Raw genomic sequence first — 18,537 nt, forward strand, 5'->3', positions numbered from 1 at the left:
TCCTCAAGCGTGAGGGTGGTGCTTTTTTTCGCTTCTCTTTCATCCCCTCCTGCTTTTCGGTTATAATAAACAAGTTACTAAAAATTTTAATTAACCCTATAGAGCATATAAGGAGGACACGATGGAGTCAGGTCAACAAGTATCACCGGAACGCGAACGACGTATCGTTCGCTTCATTCCGTATCTATTAATCGTCGGTCTGCTTCTCGTCGTCGCTGTCCGCGAACCGGTCATCTCTGCCATCGGAGCCGTCGTGACTGCCCTCCTCTTCGGATTGCACCTATTTGAAGAACGTCGTGCACGCAGGGCATGGGAGACGTACGTCGCCGGAATCTCGATGCAAGTCGAGGAGACAGGACAAGATGCGTTGACGAACATGCCAATCGGGATTTTGTTATACGATGAGGAAACGCTTGTCACCTGGTTCAATGATCCGATGCGGGATATCTTTGATGATGTAGCAATGGGACAGACGCTCAATGAGCTCGATCCCTTATTCATCGAAATGGTCGCGACGAATGAGGATCAAGCGACGCTTGAAATCGGCGATGCCGTGTATCGTGTCTTTTCGAATCATGAGAACCGGACCTTTTACCTGTTCGATATGACGGAAGAAGCACAAGTTGAACAACAACTCGTCGATAATCAGACGGTCATCGGTGTCATCTATCTCGATAACTACGATGAGATGACACAAGGCATCGAGGATCAGTTACGCAGTGAACTGAACAGCCGGGTCACGCAGTTGTTGAATCACTGGGCAGCGGAACACGGGACGTATATCAAGCGGACCGCGTCCGATCGGTATTTCATCGTTACGACAGAAGAGAATCTACGGATTCTCGAACGATCGAAGTTTACGATTCTGGATACGGTTCGGGAAGAGACGAGTCAACGCGGCGTCCAGTTGACGTTATCCATCGGAATTGGTTGCGGAAGTGACCCGATTCCGGCGCTTGGTCAGATGGCTCAGTCGAGTCTCGATCTTGCGCTGGGACGAGGAGGCGACCAAGTCGTCATCAAGCGGGACGGGAAGGTCCGCTTTTACGGCGGCAAGACGAATCCGACGGAAAAACGGACGCGCGTCCGGGCCCGGGTCATCGCTAACTCGCTTCGTGACTTAATGCAGGAATCGAGCCGTGTCCTGATCATGGGTCACAAAAATCCAGACATGGATGCACTCGGATCAGCAATTGGCATTTTGAAGCTTGCGGAAATGAACGATAAGGAAGCACATATCGTCTTACCACCGGAAGAAATCGGACGCGGGATTCGCCGGATGATGGATGAGATTGCCGAAGTACCACAACTCGAGACACGATTCGTCAATGCGTTTCAAGCTGATCAATTGATCGACGATCAGACGTTACTCGTCGTCGTCGATACACACAAACCATCGCTTGTTGTCGTACCGGCCTTGCTCGATCGATTCGAGCATATGGTCGTGATTGATCATCATCGTCGGGGCGAAGATTTCATCGAAGATGCGGTTCTCGTGTATCTTGAGCCGTATGCTTCTTCGACATCAGAGCTCGTCACCGAGCTGATCGAGTACCAACCGACGAATCAGAAACTGGCGATGCTTGAAGCGACGGCGTTACTCGCTGGGATCATCGTCGATACGAAAGGCTTTGCCCTGCGGACCGGTTCTCGGACGTTCGATGCCGCATCCTATTTACGCTCACAAGGTGCTGACACAGTACTCGTACAAGAGTTTCTCAGTCAGGATCTTGAGACGTACGTCGAGCAGTCACATATCCTCGAGCGATCCGAAGTCTATACGGAAGGGATGGCGATTGCGACAGCAGAGCCAGGCGTCATTCACGATCAAGTCTTGATCGCGCAAGCAGCCGATCAATTGTTATCGCTTCGAGGCATTCGCGCCGCTTTCGTCATCGCGGAACTTCAAGATGGACGAACGGCGATTAGCGCCCGTTCGCTTGGGGATGTCAACGTTCAGTTGATCATGGAGACGCTCGGTGGCGGCGGTCACTTGACGAACGCGGCGACACAGATGTCAGAATCAGTCGTCACCGTGGCGGATGCGTTGCGTAAAGCAATCGATCAATATTTAGAAGATGAGACAAAAGGAGAGGAATCAGAATGAAGGTTATTTTCTTACAGGATGTAAAAGGACAAGGGAAAGCAGGAGACGTCAAAGACGTGGCCGATGCTTATGCAAATAACGTACTCTTCAAGAAAAAGTTGGCGCGCCCTGCGACGACTGGCAACTTGAAGCAACATGAAGCACACGAACGTAAAGCAGCAGAAGAAGCGAAACAAAACTTGCTTGACGCGCAAGCGTTAAAAGAAAAAATCGAAAAAGAGACGATCGTCGTCTCGACGAAAGCCGGTGAAGGCGGTCGTGTCTTCGGATCAGTCACAAGTAAACAGATTGCAGAAGCACTTAAAAGCATGGGTTACAAGATCGATAAACGCAAAATCGAGCTCGAGCACCCGATCAAGGCACTTGGCTTTACGAAGGTACCATTGAAGTTACACAACGAAGTGACAGCGACACTGAACGTTCAGGTCAAAGAGGCGTGAGTAGAAAAGGGGACCGGTGATGAGTGAAGTCATGCAAAATATGCCTCCCCAAAGCATCGAGGCAGAACAAGCCGTCCTAGGGGCGATCATGATTGATGCGGATCGTTTGATCAGTGCATCGGAACGTCTGTTACCGCAGGACTTTTACCGTGCCTCTCACCAACGGATCTTTGAAGCGATGCTCGTGCTGTCCGACCGAGGCGAAGCGATCGACCTCGTTACGGTGACAGCCGAGCTCAGTACGCTCGGGATTCTAGATGAGATTGGTGGTCTACCCTATCTAGCGGAACTGGCAGAAGGGGTACCAACTGCAGCCAACATCAATTATTACGTCAACGTCGTTGACCAGAAGTCGACGCTCCGGCGTCTCATTCGGACGGCAGGCGAGATCGTCACTGATGGATACGAACGGCAAAATGAGGTCGATGTCCTGCTGAACGAGGCAGAACGGAAGATTCTCGAAGTATCACAAGGAAAAGGAAGCGCGAGCTTCATCCCGATCTCGGACGTCTTGACGAGTGCCTATGCAACGATTGATAAATTGCATAAGCAAAGCGGCGAGACGACGGGGATTCCGACCGGTTTCCAAGATCTCGATAAGATGACGGCCGGCTTCCAGCGCAACGATTTAATCATCGTCGCAGCACGTCCGTCGGTCGGGAAGACCGCGTTCGCCTTGAACATCTCGCAAAACGTCGCGACACGCGCTGATGAGAACGTCGCCATCTTCAGTCTTGAGATGGGTGCCGAACAGCTCGTCATGCGGATGCTCTGTGCCGAAGGAAACGTCGACGCGCAGCGTCTGCGGACGGGTCAACTCGAAGAAGAGGACTGGGGGAAGTTATCGCTTGCGATGAGTAACTTGTCTCAAGCCGGTATCTACATCGACGATACACCAGGTATTCGGGTCAATGATATCCGGGCGAAATGCCGTCGTTTGAAGCAAGAGCATGGTCTTGGGATGATCATGATCGATTACTTGCAGTTGATTCAAGGGAATGGTCGCTCTAGCGACAACCGTCAACAAGAGGTTTCGGAAATTTCCCGTTCCTTGAAATCACTCGCGCGTGAACTTGAAGTCCCCGTCATCGCCTTATCGCAGCTCTCGCGTGGGGTGGAGAGTCGTCAAGATAAGCGACCGATGATGTCGGATATCCGGGAATCGGGAGCGATCGAGCAAGATGCCGATATCGTCGCCTTCTTGTACCGTGATGATTACTACAATAAAGAAACGGAAGATGCGAATACGATTGAGATCATCATCGCGAAACAGCGGAATGGTCCAACCGGTACCGTCAAGCTCGCCTTCCGAAAAGAATTCAACAAGTTCGTGGATCTCGAGCCAAGCAACTCGTACGCGCCACCTGCTTAATCCAAGCTACGTCTTGCCCTCGATGAATCGGAGGCAAAACGTAGCTTTTTTTATTTTCACCTAAAGATTCTCAGTTTATTCACTAAAAACGATAATTAAACGAACGAAAGAGAATTGTAACAATTAATTGTTCGGTATTTGGTTGACTTCTTTTTTTTATCGCGTTACACTTAGTCGTGGTTTTGAATCGTACGTGGAGGTGGATGATAAGATGTCATCAGTAGTAGTAGTCGGAACACAGTGGGGCGACGAAGGAAAAGGGAAAATCACCGATTTTCTTTCAAAACAAGCTGACGTCGTAGCACGTTATCAAGGTGGAGACAATGCAGGACATACGATCGTATTCAATAACGAGACGTACAAATTGCACTTGATCCCATCAGGTATTTTTTACTCGGATAAGAAATGTGTCATCGGGAACGGTCTTGTCGTCAACCCGAAATCACTCGTCAAGGAATTGAAGTATCTGCACGATCGTGGTGTTTCAACGGATAACTTGTTAATTTCGAATCGGGCGCATGTCATCTTGCCGTATCATCAGTTGCAGGATCAGTTAGAAGAAGAAGCGAAGGGCGACGCAAAAGTCGGAACGACGCTAAAAGGGATTGGACCGTGCTACATGGATAAAGCCGCACGAATCGGAATCCGGATGGCAGACTTACTCGACAAAGAAACGTTTGCTGAGAAGTTAAAGATCGTTCTCGACCAAAAGAACCGCATGTTCACGAAGATGTATGACGCTGAACCAATCGCGTTCGACGATATCTTCGAAGAGTACTATGCATATGGACAAGAGTTCGCGAAATATGTCTGTGATACATCCGTCGTCGTCAACGATAGCCTTGATCACGGTGAAAAAGTGTTGTTTGAAGGCGCACAAGGTGTCTTACTCGACCTTGACCACGGAACGTATCCGTTCGTTACATCATCGAACGCATCAGCTGGCGGTGTTGCATCAGGTGTTGGTGTCGGTCCAGCCCGAATTGACCACGTCGTCGGTGTTTGTAAAGCGTACACGTCACGTGTCGGTGACGGTCCGTTCCCAACGGAATTGTTTGATGATATCGGTCATCAAATCCGTGAAGTCGGTCGTGAATACGGGACGACGACAGGACGTCCGCGTCGTGTTGGTTGGTTCGACTCTGTCGTCGTTCGCCACTCGCGCCGTACAAGTGGGTTGACGGATCTTTCGCTCAACTCGATCGACGTTCTGACAGGACTCGAAACGTTGAAGATCTGTACATCGTACGAATTCAATGGTAAACAGATCGATGAGTACCCAGCAAGCTTCCGTGATCTTGAAGCATGTGTCCCAGTTTACGAAGAGCTTCCAGGCTGGAAAGAGGACATCACAGGTGTCCGTCGCTTTGAAGATCTACCGTTGAACGCACAGAACTACGTCAAGCGGATCGCGGATCTGACAGGTATCTCGCTCGTCACGTTCTCGGTCGGACCGGGTCGTGAACAGACCGTCGTCTTGCGTGATCTCTACGAAGAAGCATAAGTCTCAATAGCCTCTTGCCTCCTGCAAGAGGCTGTTTTTTGTGCGAAATGGTTCACAAACGGAAGCAAAAACAGGTATACTGAATACAGTGTTTCACGTGGAACCTCTCCCGTGAGACGACGAACAGTAGAGCGAGTGGCGCCGGGAGTTTCCGTCGCCACCTTTCTATATGCCGAAAAAACAGGTAAAATAGATTGAATAGAAATTTTTAAGGGGGCACACCCAGTGACGGAACGTAAAATTCTAGTCGTCGATGACGAGTTACCGATTGCAGATATACTCAAGTTTAAATTAGAAAAAGAAGGCTACCAGGTCGCGATCGCAAACGACGGCGTGGAGGCATTAGAAAAATTCGAGGAGTTCAAACCGGATTTGATGTTACTTGATATCATGCTCCCGTTGATGGACGGGATGGAGGTCTGCCGGGAAGTCCGGAAGACGTCGAAGATTCCAATCATCATGCTGACAGCAAAGGATTCTGAAATTGATACGGTACTTGGTCTTGAGCTTGGTGCGAATGATTACGTGACGAAGCCATTCAGCTCACGTGAGTTACTCGCCCGCGTTAAAGTCCACTTGCGTAATACGAGTCCGGAAGCTACACCACAACCGGTTGGACCAGGTCCACTCAAAGTCGGAGAACTGTATATCGATACGAATTCGCATACAGTGACGCGTAAGGATCAAAAGATCGAGCTGACGCAACGTGAGTTCGAATTGTTGCATTACCTCGCGAAAAACATTGGTCAAGTCATGACGCGTGAGCATTTGTTGCAGACGGTCTGGGGCTATGACTACTTTGGTGACGTCCGGACAGTCGACGTGACAGTGCGCCGTCTTCGTGAAAAAGTCGAAGATAACCCAAGTACGCCGGTCTATATCATGACGCGTCGTGGGGTCGGCTACTATCTCCAAGACGGGGAGAATGAATAACGATGTTAAAAGGAACGAACTTCTTTAAATCCATCCAATGGAAGCTTGTCGTCATCTATGCCTTATTGATTTTAGTGGCGATGCAGGTCATTGGTGTCTACTTCGTTCGTTCCCTTGAAAAGCAGTACATTACGAACTTCTCGAAGTCGGTCGAGGACCGGGCAGGTCTTGTCGCCTATAACGTCGGGAAGGAATTCGATAAAACAGGCGATGATGAAGCCTCCAAACGGCAGTTGTCCCAATCATTAGGGCAACTGCTGTCTGAGTTTAGTAATGGCTCCACCTCAAGGAACGACATCCTCGAAGTCCAGATTATCGATCAGGACTCGATCATCCAAGCGACATCGGATGACGAGAACCAGTCGGCGGTCGGTCAACGGGCGACGAATTCACTGATTAAAAAAGCGCAGGCAACGAGCTCGACCCGGACGGACACCGTACTCGATCCGGAATCAGAAGATAAGATCCGGATCTTTGCCGTACCCGTCACCTCGGAACGAGACGGTGTGACGACCGGGATGATTTATGTCCGTGCCTCGATGGAGTCGATCTATTCGCAGATGCAACAGGTCACGCGGATTTTGGCGACCGGAACAGTCATCGCCCTCGTCATCACGTCGATTCTCGGAGTCTTGCTGTCGCGGACGATCACGCGTCCGATTTCGGATATGCGGCGTCAAGCGATCGAGATGCGACGCGGGAACTTCTCGCGGAAGGTTAAAGTCTATTCGGATGATGAGATCGGGCAACTCGCTCGTTCGTTCAATGAATTGACGGATGAGCTGCTCGAAGCGAACGCGACGACGGAAGCCGAACGGCGGAAGTTGACGAGTGTCCTTGAGAACATGACCGACGGCGTGATTGCGACGGACCGGACGCTGCGCGTCATTTTGATGAATGATCAAGCGAAGGATATCGTCGGCGCTGACGATGCGAGCGTCGTCGGAACGAACTTGAAGGACCTACTGGCACTCGGTGACGATTTCATGATTCCGGAAGACGGCACGATGCCACCGCGTCTGCTCGATTTCAGTAGTGAGGACGAACTGTTCCTCGTCCGGGCATTCTTCTCGCCCGTCAAGAAACACAGTGGACCGATTACCGGGATGATCGTCGTCCTACATGACGTCACGGAACAGGAGCAGGTCGAACAGGATCGACGTGAATTCGTCGCGAACGTCAGTCACGAGCTCCGGACACCACTGACGACGATGCGCAGCTACCTCGAAGCCTTGGCAGAAGGCGCCTATCAGGATGAGGAACTCGCACCGCGTTTCCTTGAGACGACACAAAATGAGACGGAGCGGATGATCCGCCTCGTCACCGATCTTTTACAGCTGTCGAAGATGGACAGTAAGGAATACAAGATGAACAAGGTCCGCTTCGATTACATTCAGTTCTTGAATGAGATTCTCGATCGCCATGACATGACGAAGCCGGAACGGATTCGTTTCCGTCGTAAGATCATGAAGCGGAAAGTCTATATCCGTGGGGATCAGGATAAATTGATTCAGGTCGCAGATAACATCCTGACGAACGCGATCAAATACTCACCGGAAGGCGGAACAATAACCGTCCGGACGATGCTCCGGGCAAAACGGATCGTCATCAGCATCAAGGATGAAGGTGTCGGAATCCCGAAAGCGAATCTCCAAAAAATCTTCGAACGCTTCTATCGTGTCGATAAAGCCCGTGCCCGTAAAATCGGCGGAACCGGTCTTGGTCTGTCGATTGCGAAAGACGTCGTTTCGGCTCACGGTGGCGACATCTGGGCAGAAAGCGAATGGGGACGCGGTACGACGATTTACTTCACGCTTCCGTATGAGGTGATCGAAGAGGTGGATGCCGGATGAAGAAACAACACTGGAGTTCGCTGTTACTCGTCCTGCTCGTCGCCGGTTCGATCGCTCAGACAGCGATGCTCTGGACCTATCATCCAAGCAGTGAATCGATCGAGCGGGAACAAGTCTCGTTCAACGAGATCGATGCCTCAAAGACGATTGAAAGCAACCAGCTGATTAATCCGGAATTACTTGTCTATTCGGATCAGGAAGGGACGTACCAAACGCAAATCATCGGGCGGACCTTCCTCAACCGGATCGGTGCATCGTTCAATATCGGGGTCCTTGTCCTGACGGATAAAGCAAAGAACATCCCGGTCGGCGAGCGGAGCGTCGAGATGATTTTTCCGACACCGATCAGCGCAACGATGCTTGAGGAGTTACTCGGAGAAAAACAGATCGCGTTCTCAGAACCGATCAAACGGCTCTATCTCCTCGATTACGATGGTCCGATTCTCCGTCTTGAGTCGGCGACGGGGCGCCTAAAGGACTTTAAACTCGTCGGCGATGAGACGGTTCTGAAACGACTGTTCGCGTACGATAAGAAAAAACCGATGACGCGCGTCGAACTCAAAGGGGGCGATTATACGTATGTCGCGAGTGGTACGACACGGCTGGAACAAGTCTTCGTCTATGACGAGGTCGGGCAATCGCCGCAACCACTCGATCGCATCCGGAGTGCCTTCTTTGCCGAAAATTCGAACGTCCAGCAAATCAAGAGTCGCGATGATCTCGACGTCTTGACGGATGGCGTCAGCGTCTCGACGTACGACCGAAACTACAATGTCTATCGCTTCAACACGTTATCGCCGAACACCCAAAGCTCGACCGTTGATTACAGCACGCTCGTTAGCTACGTCAACATTCATGGAGGCTGGCTTGATCAAGAGACACAACGGAGTGGTTTCCGCTATTACTTCGATCAGATGAGTAAGAAGGGCGAGGAACAGACGGCGACGTTCCGGTTGTACTTGAACCGGTATCCGGTGTTCGGGGAGAGCGGTCCGTTGCTCGAACAGACGAAGTTCGATCTCGCGACACTGAAAATCATGTATGAAGAAAATCAAGTCCGGTCGCTCAGCCGCAGCATGCTTCGAGCAAAGCGGAAGTTGATCCTTCGGGAAGAGACGGTGCCGGCTGTCGAAACGGTTCTTGAACGTCTAAGACGCGCCGATCTCTTAAAAGAAATCAGTGGGATCCGGGTCGGATATGAGATGACGTATAAAATTTCAACGAGCCGCTACGCTGTCTTTGAGCCGACGTGGTTCATCAAGGTCGATGGGGTTTGGCAATCGATCAATCAAGCTGTCGGGAATGAGGGGTGAGGACGAATGGACTGGAGTAAAGCGAAGACCTTATTGATGCTGACCTTTTTGATCCTGAACGTCTACCTTGCCATTCAATTGATGGACCGGATGGTCGAGCCGCGGATCGTCGCGACGAGTGCGACCGGGAAATCGATCTTGAAGGATCGTCACATCGATGAGAAGAAACTGCAACCGGTCACGCGAGACATTGGTTATTTGACGGCTGAAGTCGATGCGCGGACGCTGGCACCACTTGCGAGTTCACCGATTCAAGATGCAGTCGCCTCCGTCAAGAATGATGTCGAGTGGTCGGTCCGGTTGACGAAACCGTATCGACTCGAAACGAAGACGATGCGGGATTCCGCTTCATCGTTCGTTCAAGCGTCAGTTCGGTATGGTGCCGAATATACATTTTGGAAGTATGATAGTAAGTATCAGGAGATGACATTCGTTCAGACGTATAAGGGACAGCCGCTCTATTCGACACCACAGCAGTCGCGTGAGGACGATGCGATGATCGGACCATCCCTGCTCGTCTTGCAACTCAACGATGCGAAGGAAATCGTCAGCTATAAGCAACGCCACTTGAACAAGGTCGTCCGGCAAGCACAGGATGTGACGTTGTTATCGGCAAGTGAAGCGATCGTCCAGTTGTCGGAGCAAGGTTTGTTCCCGGCATCGAAGCGATTGACGAGTCATAAACTCGGGTATTTCTGTCTCGTCACGGAAGGCACGGAATCCGTTCAAATCCTGCCGCCGACGTGGCAAATCGAACTCGACAACGAGGAAGTCTACTTTGTCAATGCAATTGATGGCGGTGTCCAAACCGTTGAACGATTGGATACAGTCTCAGAGAAATGAGGAATGCACGATGAGCCTACACTACAGCGTCATGGCCAGTGGCTCGACGGGGAACGCCCTCTATATCGAAAGTGAACAGACCCGTTTGCTCGTCGACGCCGGACTGACCGGCAAGGCGATGCTCGCCTTGTTCGACCAGATCGACCGGTCGCCGCAAGGCATCGATGGTCTGTTCGTCACCCATGAACACTCCGACCATATCAAAGGCGTCGGCATCATGGCACGCAAGTACAATATCCCGCTCTATGCGAATGAAAAGACGTGGGCGGCGATGGAAGCGAAGATTGGTAAGATCGACCCGGCGCTGAAGTTCCTCTGGGAAGTCGGCGAGGTCAAGCAGTTCGGTGACATCGAAGTCGAATCATTCAACGTCAGTCATGATGCAGCGGATCCGATGTTCTTCCAGTTCGCGCATGAAGGAAAACGATTGGCACACATCACCGATACCGGATACGTCTCGGACCGGATGAAAGGTGTCATTCGGGGCGCCGATGCCTATATCTTCGAAGCGAACCACGATATCGGTATGCTCCAGATGGGACATTACCCGTGGAGCGTCAAACGACGGATCCTCGGGGATTACGGACACGTCTCGAACGAGGACGCCGCAATCGCGATGAGTGAGGTCCTTGATGACCGGACGAAACGCATCCACATGGCCCACTTGAGCAAGGACAACAACATGAAGGAACTCGCCCGGATGAGTGTCTCCCAGACGCTCGCGAGCCGTGACGTCGATCTGAGTAAGATTCAGCTTCTCGACACGGATCCGGTCATTCCGACACCGCTCCTAAAGCTTTGATTATGGGAAATTACTGAATATGCTCAAAAGACCCCCACATTTGGCTCACTTGCCACGTGATGGGGGTATACTTGTGTAAAGAGAGTCATAAAGGAGGCGTATGTCGATGGATCGACCCGAAGAACCACGGAACGAATCCGAACGATACGAACAGTCATCCGATGAGAGCGGCTTCCCGCCCCGTCAACCGGCAACGAGCGAACCGGTCAGCCCTTATCGTGAACCATATGAAGAACAACCAGAACCACCGCGTCGTCGTGGTGCCGGAAAAGCCTTTTTCGTCGGTCTGATCGGCGGAATCGTCGGAGCCTTATTGATCGCCCTCGTCGCGTGGCCGTTCGTCCGCGATGAGATGACGAGTCCGACTCCGGTTTCGTCGACGACAGCGGAACAGACTGCGACACAGACGACAGAGGATGAAGCCGACATCGTCGGTGCGGTCGGTAAGACGAAGGAAGCCGTCGTGAGCGTGACGAACCTTCAGAGCTCGTTCCAAGGAACCGATCAGGAAACGGGTGCAGGGTCCGGCGTCATCTATAAAAAAGACGGCAATAAAGCCTACGTCGTTACGAACTACCACGTCGTTGAAGGCGCGAGCCGCTTGTCTGTGACGTTATCCGACGGAACAGCACTCGAGGCAAAAGTCCTCGGCGAAGATCCGACGTACGATTTAGCGGTCCTGTCGATTGATTCATCGAAAGTGACACAAGTCGCAAAACTGGGGGATTCGGATACGTTACGTGCCGGTGAAACGGTGCTTGCGATCGGAAACCCACTCGGAATCTTCGCGAACTCCGTCACGCGCGGTGTCATCAGTGCGCAGGAACGGACGGTTCCAGTTGATACGAACAAAGATGGACAGCAAGACTTCAATACGGAAGTCATCCAAACCGATGCAGCGATCAACCCGGGGAACTCGGGTGGAGCGCTCATCAATACAGCCGGTCAATTGATCGGGATCAACTCGATGAAGATTGCGGAAGCAAGTGTCGAAGGAGTCGGATTTGCGATTCCAATCAACGAAGCGTTACCAATCATGCGTGATCTCGAGCAAAACGGTGAAGTCGTTCGTCCACAGCTCGGTATTCAGATCCGTGACGTGCAGGAATTCCCAAGCGGATACCGCGAAGATCGGTTGAAATTGCCGAATGATGTCACGAAAGGAATCGTCGTCGTTGGTCTAACACGTAACAGCGGAGCCGAAAAAGCGGGAATGAAGGCAAACGATGTCATCGTCGAGATCAACGGAAAAGCAATCGCATCGTTCGCTGATCTGAAAAGTGTTCTCTACCGGGATGCAAAAGTTGGTGAAACGGTCAAAGTCACGTTCTACCGGGGCGGTGAAAAACAGACAGCAGATGTGAAGTTGTCGGCCCAGTCACAAACCGTTCAGTAAGGTATAACCTGAAAAAACCATCCACAGGTCCGACCTGTGGATGGTTTTTTTAAGTAAGGAACCTGCGGCTTTTCCGGTCAGGAAGGTTGATATTTGTTATACTGGAAGCGGATAAATGTGGATAAGTGAAAGGAGGAGACCACCTGTGGATAAGTACGTCTGCTTAGAACATGTCGAGCTCGCACTTGACGAAATCGTAGATGAAACAGAACAATACCCGATTCTCGATCAGCTAAATCCAGAAAAAAACATCACCTGTGAATACTGCGAGGCACCGGCAACATATCTTGTGTCAAGCAAAAAATAAATATCAACATGTGGATTTGTGGATAACTCTGTGGATAACTCCTGAATTTTCTGTCAGAAAGCGAGAAAAAAGATGCAAATTACCATCATTACGGTCGGAAAGCTAAAAGAGAAGTATTTGAAGCAAGGCATCGCCGAATATACGAAGCGTCTCGGCGCCTACTGTTCGATCCAAGAAATCGAGGTCGCGGACGAAAAGGCACCGGAGCAGTTGAGTGAAGCGGAGATGGCGCAAGTAAAGAAAAAAGAGGGCGAACGGATTTTAGCGAAGATTGGACCGGACGTTCATGTCCTTGCACTTGCTATTGAAGGAAAACAACGGACGAGTGAACAGTTCGCAAAAGAACTCGATCAACTCGCGACATACGGCAAGAGCAAAATTGCTTTCGTCATTGGTGGATCACTCGGTCTTACACCAGAAGTGATGCAGCGTGCGAACGATACAATCTCCTTCTCAAAGATGACATTTCCGCATCAATTGATGAAGATGATCCTTTGTGAACAGATTTATCGCGCGTACCGGATTAATCGGAATGAGCCTTATCATAAATAAACAGTATTTAGATGACCGCCTTAAGTGTAGTAACTGATACTCGAGGTGGTCTTTTTTAAATAATAAGATTAACCCTTATATCACAATTAACATAATAAATATAAATGAAAGGTATACATAATGGTTATTCAGATTATAGAACAGAAAACACGTAGTCAGATTAAAGACTTTTTTACTGTGCACTGGGGCAGTTCACAAATGGTAACGTCAACAGGTGTTCATGATTGCAGTCTGTTGGATGGATTTTATGTTACGAATGATGATTATGAAATCATTGGACTAATCACCTATCATATTACTTCACAGACGTGCGAAATCATTTCACTGGATAGTCTTGAAGAAAATAAAGGAATCGGTTCACAATTGATGCAAATGGTAGAAGAAAAGGCAACACAGCAACAATGCAACTTGCTGACACTCGTTACGACAAACGACAATGAACGTGCGATACGTTTCTATCAACATCGGAAATACACAGTATCGCAGGTGATTCCAAATGCCGTGGGCCTTGCACGCAAAATAAAACCGGAAATCCCGTTATACAATGAAAAGGGAATTCCGATTAAAGACGAAATCGTCTTCATAAAACAGCTATAAGTTATCCATTCGTTGTTGATGTTAGAACTTCTAAATAATCCTTTTCGCTCTTGAATTGATCGTTCACAATCAAATCTGGTGAAATCAAATAGTTTCCGGCATATTCCTCATGCTTAATTTTGAAATAGTATGTCTTAGGTGCGAGTATACTTTTTGATCGATGAATCTGCTCTCGTGATAGTGGCGTCCAATCTGATTGATCTTGTGAATTAGTGAAAGAGACAATAATCGATTGATCAGCTTGAATCAATACCACGAGGTCTTTTTCTTGTAAACGCGATGGATTGACGTGGGCTAGGATCGGGTCGGCAGACTTGGCGATAAAACCTCCAATAATGGAGTGTGACTGCTGTTCCTTGATGAACTGTTGAATCATAGTTGTCCTCCTAACTAGATTTATGGATTACTCTGACTTTGCTTTCGTGATGATACCGATACCACAACCAAATAGCATGATGATGCCCGTAACGAGTAATGCAGGCACGTGACCCTCTAATGCCATGTATAGACCTGCACCACTTAAAATGACGCCAGTTGGAATCAAAACGTTTCGCATGACTTATGCCTCCCGAAAGAATAATGATGTTGTTTTCACTATACCGGATAAGTAGTCAGATAAGTGCATACGATTTAGTAAATAATGACAATCTGATTTTGAATATGCAAAACGAAAACAGACGCCGCCCACTAACTTGGACAGCGTCTGTTTTTCATTATGTTCGCTCTAGTACATTGACGAGCATCTGATGGATGACGTCATGATCCCGAACGTCATGGACACGATAACTTCCGGGTAACGTATAGACGTCTATCGCTCCGACATAAGCAATCTTCAGTTCCAACGTTCCATCCTCCTGACAGGTCGTCCGGAGTTCGAGTTCACCGCTGATGACACCGACTTCTTGCGTCATCACGCCATGCATGGCGGTAAAGGTAGAGGTTTTCGTTTCCATCGAATCGACTCCTTTTTAGTATGTACATGTGTTCAACATCGTTTGTAAGGCTGTTTTTTCACTCGACTGTAAGCTGAGGTTCCAGCGGCTCTTCGTATTGATCCACATTTTTGAGTAAGCACAGCTCGCACCTGCCCGTGTCGGCTTCCATGTCGACGGATCCTGGTCCCCTTTTGAACGGTTCGAGCTTGCGGAGACAGCGATCAATTGCGGACCTGTCAAATCGTTTGCGAATGCTTGACGTGTCGTCGTCGTCCAACTGCTTGCTCCTGAGCGCCATGCTTCGGCAAGCGGTACGACGTGATCGATGTCGAGGTCAGATGGATTCGTGAATGTCAGTCCGTCATAGTAACTATACCAAGAACCGGATGTGACGGGGCACGATCCGACATATGAATCGGCGTCACGTTTTAAGACGACTTGTCGTGTATCACAGCCGCCTCCTTGACTGCTCCAGTGCGGGAACAAATCACGCGAATAACCGGTCATGCTGCCTTCTGTTTTAACAGTTAGGGCATCGAGTTGAGACTGGGCCGTCGCTTTCGAAGAGATACCTGAGGGGAGTGCAGAAACGGATGTCGTATCGAACTGGAAAGCGGTCAGGTAGACGAGTGCAGTGATGACGATGGACTTGATGGCTTTGAACACGTGTCATTCCTCCTATGTATGAGACGAGATGATGTGAAGACACCCTTCACAATTTTTAGTATGGCATCACTCATTTAGGAAAAAATGAATATCGTGTAAATGTTATTAAAATTAAACTTTTGTCATTATATAGAAGGGTCTGATGTTAGGATTTAGGTGGAGAAGAAAGGAGACTACATCATGAACGAACGAATTAGAGGATGGTTGATCGTGTTCGGCGTATTTTTAGTCGTAAGTGGCACGTTGACGGAAGCGCAACGTTATTTCAACACAAAAGAACTAGATAATTGCATCGCGCAAGCTCGCGCTGCCCACCAAGAATATGAATATGAGATCGTTAATCCTGTCACACGCGCGTATTCATTCCGTGCGCATTGATTTTCTAAAAGATGTCTGGTCATCTCGCATATGGTACGCTTTTCAGGAAGCAGGATTTTAATGATTCGAGGAGCTGGTATGCATGAATAAAAAAGACATCGCCGACATCCGTCGTCACTTCAAGATGGATGCCGATTTACTAAAAATCCATGAAATCTACAACGTCTATATCCGAAAAGAGACGAGCGAAATCTATCATGAGGAAGCCCGACCGTTTCCGTTGCTTGATCCGGAACAACAGGAGCTGTTCCTTGCGAACTTCAAGAAGGTACTAGGTGGAAAACTCGACGTCAAGCTGTTCGAGGTCAAGTTCACGCATCCGGAAGAAGGGGAGACGGGTCATACGCAACAGCTGCTCTACGAAGGACTGTATGCGGAAGAGCCGGAGGACTGGGTCGAGCAGATGCAGACGATGGCGCTGAAGATGGTTCAGGACGTCCAGTACGAGAACGACCTCGTCGTCACGTTCATTCGCGGACAATACTATAAAACGACGAAGCGCCAAGCGGATGAGACGGAGATCGATCCGAATGACGACGTTTATACGACGCCGTTCATCCTCGGTAGCCTTAATTTAACGGAGTTACCGAAACAATCACTCGTCTTTGATTTCGTCGAACGGGAATTCAAGTCGAACTTATTCATCAATCCGGTCATCAAACTGGCGTCGCCAATCGGTGGATTCCTCTTCCCGACCTTCACCGACAATGCAGCAGACGTCAATCATGTCTTGTATGCGGCGGGCAAACCGAATAAACCAGATTTCGGCTTCCTTGAACACGTCTTGAACGGTCAACCAATCGTTACGGCAGATGAGGATAAAGCGATCTTCGAGGAAATCGTCAAATCGGTCGTCGGTGAATCGATGGATACGAAGACGTTAGCCGGTGTCTATGAAAACATCAACCAGTTGATCGTCGTCGAAGAGGATCAGGGTGAGGAAGAAGTACCAATGCTCGACGTTCAGGAAGTCGAACGTGTCCTCAAGGCAAGTGGTGTAGAAGACGTCAGCACGGAGCAGGTCGAACGGGCGTTCAAGACGGTCGTCGACGACCCGACATACGAGATGAAGGCGAGTAACATCGTCCCGAACTATGAAGCGAAATCGATTAAAATCAATACGAAGGTCGCGAACATCGCAATCAGTCCGCAAGACTTGAAGTACGTCAAACAAGTCAACTATCAAGGGAAACGATGCCTGTTGATCGAGGTCGAGGAAGACACGGTCATCGATGGCTTTACGATCGTTTCACAAGAACAATTACGATGAGGATCAGCGCAGGCGACTGCGCTGATTTTTTTTAGATGAAACATTTGCTTCTCCTGTCAAAGACAGGTATATTGTGATGTAAGCGGTCTCTTTTTTGAAAAAGAGGCATTCGAAATTTTTTTAGCGGTTATCGAAAGCGCTTTCGATAACGGTTTAACCAGAAAGGAAGCGATCCATTTGTCTACCGCCTCGATGCAAGATTTACTGCGAACGTTACGAAATCGTTCATCCATCCATCAAGACGGACTCGAAATCGTCGATAAGCCGATTCCCGACGTCTCGACTCCAGGGACACTCGATCCGCGTGTCCGTGAGGTCGTCCTCACGCAGCGTCCATCGGTCTCGATTCCAGAAGGGGCGTCGCCAGTCGAACTGGCACGTGCCGGCATGGGCTGGGACAACGAAGACGTGTCGACACGGCAGATTTCAACGGACGTCCTCGCGATCCCAAGACCCGGTACCACGATCGAAGCACGGCTGTATCGTCCGGAAGCGGCGCGTCCGCTCCCGCTCGTCGTCTATTTCCATGGCGGTGGTTTTTTCGGTGGCACGCTCGAGACGGTCGAGAACCCCTGTAAGGCATTAGCCGATAAAGGGAACGTCGCCGTCTTGTCGGTCGGCTACCGATTGGCGCCAGAGCATCCGTTTCCGACAGGACTTGAAGATTGTCATGCATCGATCGATTGGGCAGTCGAACACGCTGATCGACTTGGGATTGATCCAGGCGCAATCGCGGTTGCCGGTGATAGTGCCGGTGGGAACTTGGCGACGGTCTGTTGTTTGCTCGACCGCGAGCGTCCGACGCCGTATATCCGCTATCAAGTCTTGTATTATCCAGTCGTCAATGTCGGTGAACATCCGAATCCGGAATATGACTGGACGCTTGAAGCGTATGATCGACAAACGGAATCGCAGTTACTCGAAAGGATCATTCTCTCACTTCAAGATGAAGAAGGTATCCTCGAGCAATGGTACGTTCAAGCAAGTGATTCGACGGATCGACGAATCTCACCGTTGTTCGCGACGCTCGACGATCTACCAGAGGCACTCGTCATTACGGGAGAGTTTGATTACTTACGTCTCGAAGGAGAAGCGTACGCGAAAAAGCTCGCGCGCGCTGGCGTCAAGACCCGTTATCTCCACTACCGCGGGATGGAACATGCCTTTCTTGATAAACTCGGTCTGTATCCGCAAGCCGAAGACAGCTTAGACGAAATCGCGAAGGACTTAAAACGACTCTTTTCTCAAACTAACTAACAAAGGTGGATG

Annotated in this window: 20 protein-coding genes; 16 read left to right on the forward strand and 4 right to left on the reverse strand. The window is 49.8% G+C overall.

Annotation, left to right across the window (positions count from 1 at the left end; genetic code table 11):
- The first annotated feature begins 121 nt into the window (after window positions 1–121).
- From B2U10_RS13115 to B2U10_RS13175, 13 genes are all read left to right on the forward strand, one after another.
- On the forward strand, window positions 122–2,107 hold the full coding sequence (locus B2U10_RS13115; RefSeq protein WP_035411741.1) for a DHH family phosphoesterase: 1,986 nt from the start codon (window positions 122–124) through the stop codon (window positions 2,105–2,107).
- Complete coding sequence (rplI, locus tag B2U10_RS13120; protein WP_023469847.1) at window positions 2,104–2,547, forward strand: 50S ribosomal protein L9; 444 nt, start codon at window positions 2,104–2,106, stop codon at window positions 2,545–2,547. Before B2U10_RS13115 ends, rplI begins: the two co-directional genes overlap by 4 nt.
- A gap of 19 nt (window positions 2,548–2,566) precedes the next feature.
- Window positions 2,567–3,919 carry a replicative DNA helicase gene (gene dnaB, locus B2U10_RS13125; protein WP_023469846.1) on the forward strand — a complete coding sequence of 451 codons (1,353 nt, stop codon included), beginning with the start codon at window positions 2,567–2,569 and terminating at the stop codon, window positions 3,917–3,919.
- A 211-nt stretch (window positions 3,920–4,130) separates the two neighbouring features.
- Entirely contained in the window at window positions 4,131–5,423 is a 1,293-nt protein-coding gene (locus B2U10_RS13130) for an adenylosuccinate synthase (RefSeq protein ID WP_056064628.1), read from the forward strand.
- 225 nt (window positions 5,424–5,648) lie between these two features.
- Window positions 5,649–6,356 carry a response regulator YycF gene (gene yycF, locus B2U10_RS13135; RefSeq protein ID WP_023469844.1) on the forward strand — a complete coding sequence of 236 codons (708 nt, stop codon included), beginning with the start codon at window positions 5,649–5,651 and terminating at the stop codon, window positions 6,354–6,356.
- A gap of 2 nt (window positions 6,357–6,358) precedes the next feature.
- Window positions 6,359–8,209, forward strand: a complete 1,851-nt coding sequence (gene walK / locus B2U10_RS13140) for a cell wall metabolism sensor histidine kinase WalK (RefSeq protein WP_035411745.1) — start codon at window positions 6,359–6,361, stop codon at window positions 8,207–8,209.
- Complete coding sequence (gene yycH, locus B2U10_RS13145) at window positions 8,206–9,522, forward strand: two-component system activity regulator YycH (protein ID WP_035411747.1); 1,317 nt, start codon at window positions 8,206–8,208, stop codon at window positions 9,520–9,522. Before walK ends, yycH begins: the two co-directional genes overlap by 4 nt.
- A 6-nt stretch (window positions 9,523–9,528) precedes the next feature.
- Window positions 9,529–10,365 (forward strand): two-component system regulatory protein YycI, encoded by an 837-nt coding sequence (locus B2U10_RS13150; RefSeq protein ID WP_035411749.1) that lies wholly within the window; start codon window positions 9,529–9,531, stop codon window positions 10,363–10,365.
- Window positions 10,366–10,375: 10 nt separating this feature from the next.
- Window positions 10,376–11,167, forward strand: coding sequence for an MBL fold metallo-hydrolase (locus B2U10_RS13155; protein ID WP_290753792.1), 792 nt, complete (start codon window positions 10,376–10,378; stop codon window positions 11,165–11,167).
- A gap of 106 nt (window positions 11,168–11,273) precedes the next feature.
- A complete protein-coding gene (locus B2U10_RS13160; protein ID WP_290788179.1) occupies window positions 11,274–12,563 on the forward strand; it encodes a S1C family serine protease in 1,290 nt (429 codons plus the stop codon).
- A 145-nt stretch (window positions 12,564–12,708) separates the two neighbouring features.
- Window positions 12,709–12,870, forward strand: coding sequence for a CxxH/CxxC protein (locus tag B2U10_RS13165; protein WP_069201504.1), 162 nt, complete (start codon window positions 12,709–12,711; stop codon window positions 12,868–12,870).
- Window positions 12,871–12,942: 72 nt separating this feature from the next.
- Window positions 12,943–13,422, forward strand: a complete 480-nt coding sequence (rlmH, locus tag B2U10_RS13170) for a 23S rRNA (pseudouridine(1915)-N(3))-methyltransferase RlmH (protein WP_290788182.1) — start codon at window positions 12,943–12,945, stop codon at window positions 13,420–13,422.
- A 198-nt stretch (window positions 13,423–13,620) separates the two neighbouring features.
- Window positions 13,621–14,019, forward strand: a complete 399-nt coding sequence (locus tag B2U10_RS13175; protein WP_414655328.1) for a GNAT family N-acetyltransferase — start codon at window positions 13,621–13,623, stop codon at window positions 14,017–14,019.
- A gap of 1 nt (window position 14,020) precedes the next feature.
- On the opposite strand, the gene B2U10_RS13180 is transcribed toward B2U10_RS13175, so the two are convergent.
- The 4 genes from B2U10_RS13180 to B2U10_RS13195 all read right to left on the reverse strand — a co-directional run bounded on the left by B2U10_RS13180 (window position 14,021) and on the right by B2U10_RS13195 (window position 15,608).
- Window positions 14,021–14,395, reverse strand: a complete 375-nt coding sequence (locus tag B2U10_RS13180; protein ID WP_035411757.1) for a hypothetical protein — start codon at window positions 14,393–14,395, stop codon at window positions 14,021–14,023.
- A gap of 27 nt (window positions 14,396–14,422) precedes the next feature.
- The gene (locus tag B2U10_RS13185; RefSeq protein ID WP_155960200.1) at window positions 14,423–14,575 is read right to left on the reverse strand and encodes a hypothetical protein; all 153 of its coding nucleotides are present in this window, start codon (window positions 14,573–14,575) and stop codon (window positions 14,423–14,425) included.
- A gap of 157 nt (window positions 14,576–14,732) precedes the next feature.
- Window positions 14,733–14,972 (reverse strand): hypothetical protein, encoded by a 240-nt coding sequence (locus B2U10_RS13190; protein WP_290788190.1) that lies wholly within the window; start codon window positions 14,970–14,972, stop codon window positions 14,733–14,735.
- Between the two features lie 15 nt (window positions 14,973–14,987).
- Window positions 14,988–15,608 carry an HNH endonuclease family protein gene (locus tag B2U10_RS13195; RefSeq protein ID WP_414655331.1) on the reverse strand — a complete coding sequence of 207 codons (621 nt, stop codon included), beginning with the start codon at window positions 15,606–15,608 and terminating at the stop codon, window positions 14,988–14,990.
- 192 nt (window positions 15,609–15,800) lie between these two features.
- Here B2U10_RS13195 and B2U10_RS13200 point away from each other — a divergent pair, with 192 nt between their 5' ends.
- The 3 genes from B2U10_RS13200 to B2U10_RS13210 all read left to right on the forward strand — a co-directional run bounded on the left by B2U10_RS13200 (window position 15,801) and on the right by B2U10_RS13210 (window position 18,525).
- Window positions 15,801–15,998: a hypothetical protein gene (locus B2U10_RS13200; protein ID WP_023469832.1), complete on the forward strand. Its 198-nt coding sequence runs from the start codon at window positions 15,801–15,803 to the stop codon at window positions 15,996–15,998.
- A gap of 82 nt (window positions 15,999–16,080) precedes the next feature.
- Complete coding sequence (locus tag B2U10_RS13205; protein WP_290788195.1) at window positions 16,081–17,268, forward strand: DUF4317 domain-containing protein; 1,188 nt, start codon at window positions 16,081–16,083, stop codon at window positions 17,266–17,268.
- Between the two features lie 177 nt (window positions 17,269–17,445).
- Entirely contained in the window at window positions 17,446–18,525 is a 1,080-nt protein-coding gene (locus B2U10_RS13210; RefSeq protein ID WP_290788198.1) for an alpha/beta hydrolase, read from the forward strand.
- Window positions 18,526–18,537: the final 12 nt, after the last annotated feature.

The organism is Exiguobacterium sp. UBA7533, from assembly GCF_002479335.1.
Taxonomy (GTDB): domain Bacteria; phylum Bacillota; class Bacilli; order Exiguobacteriales; family Exiguobacteriaceae; genus Exiguobacterium_A.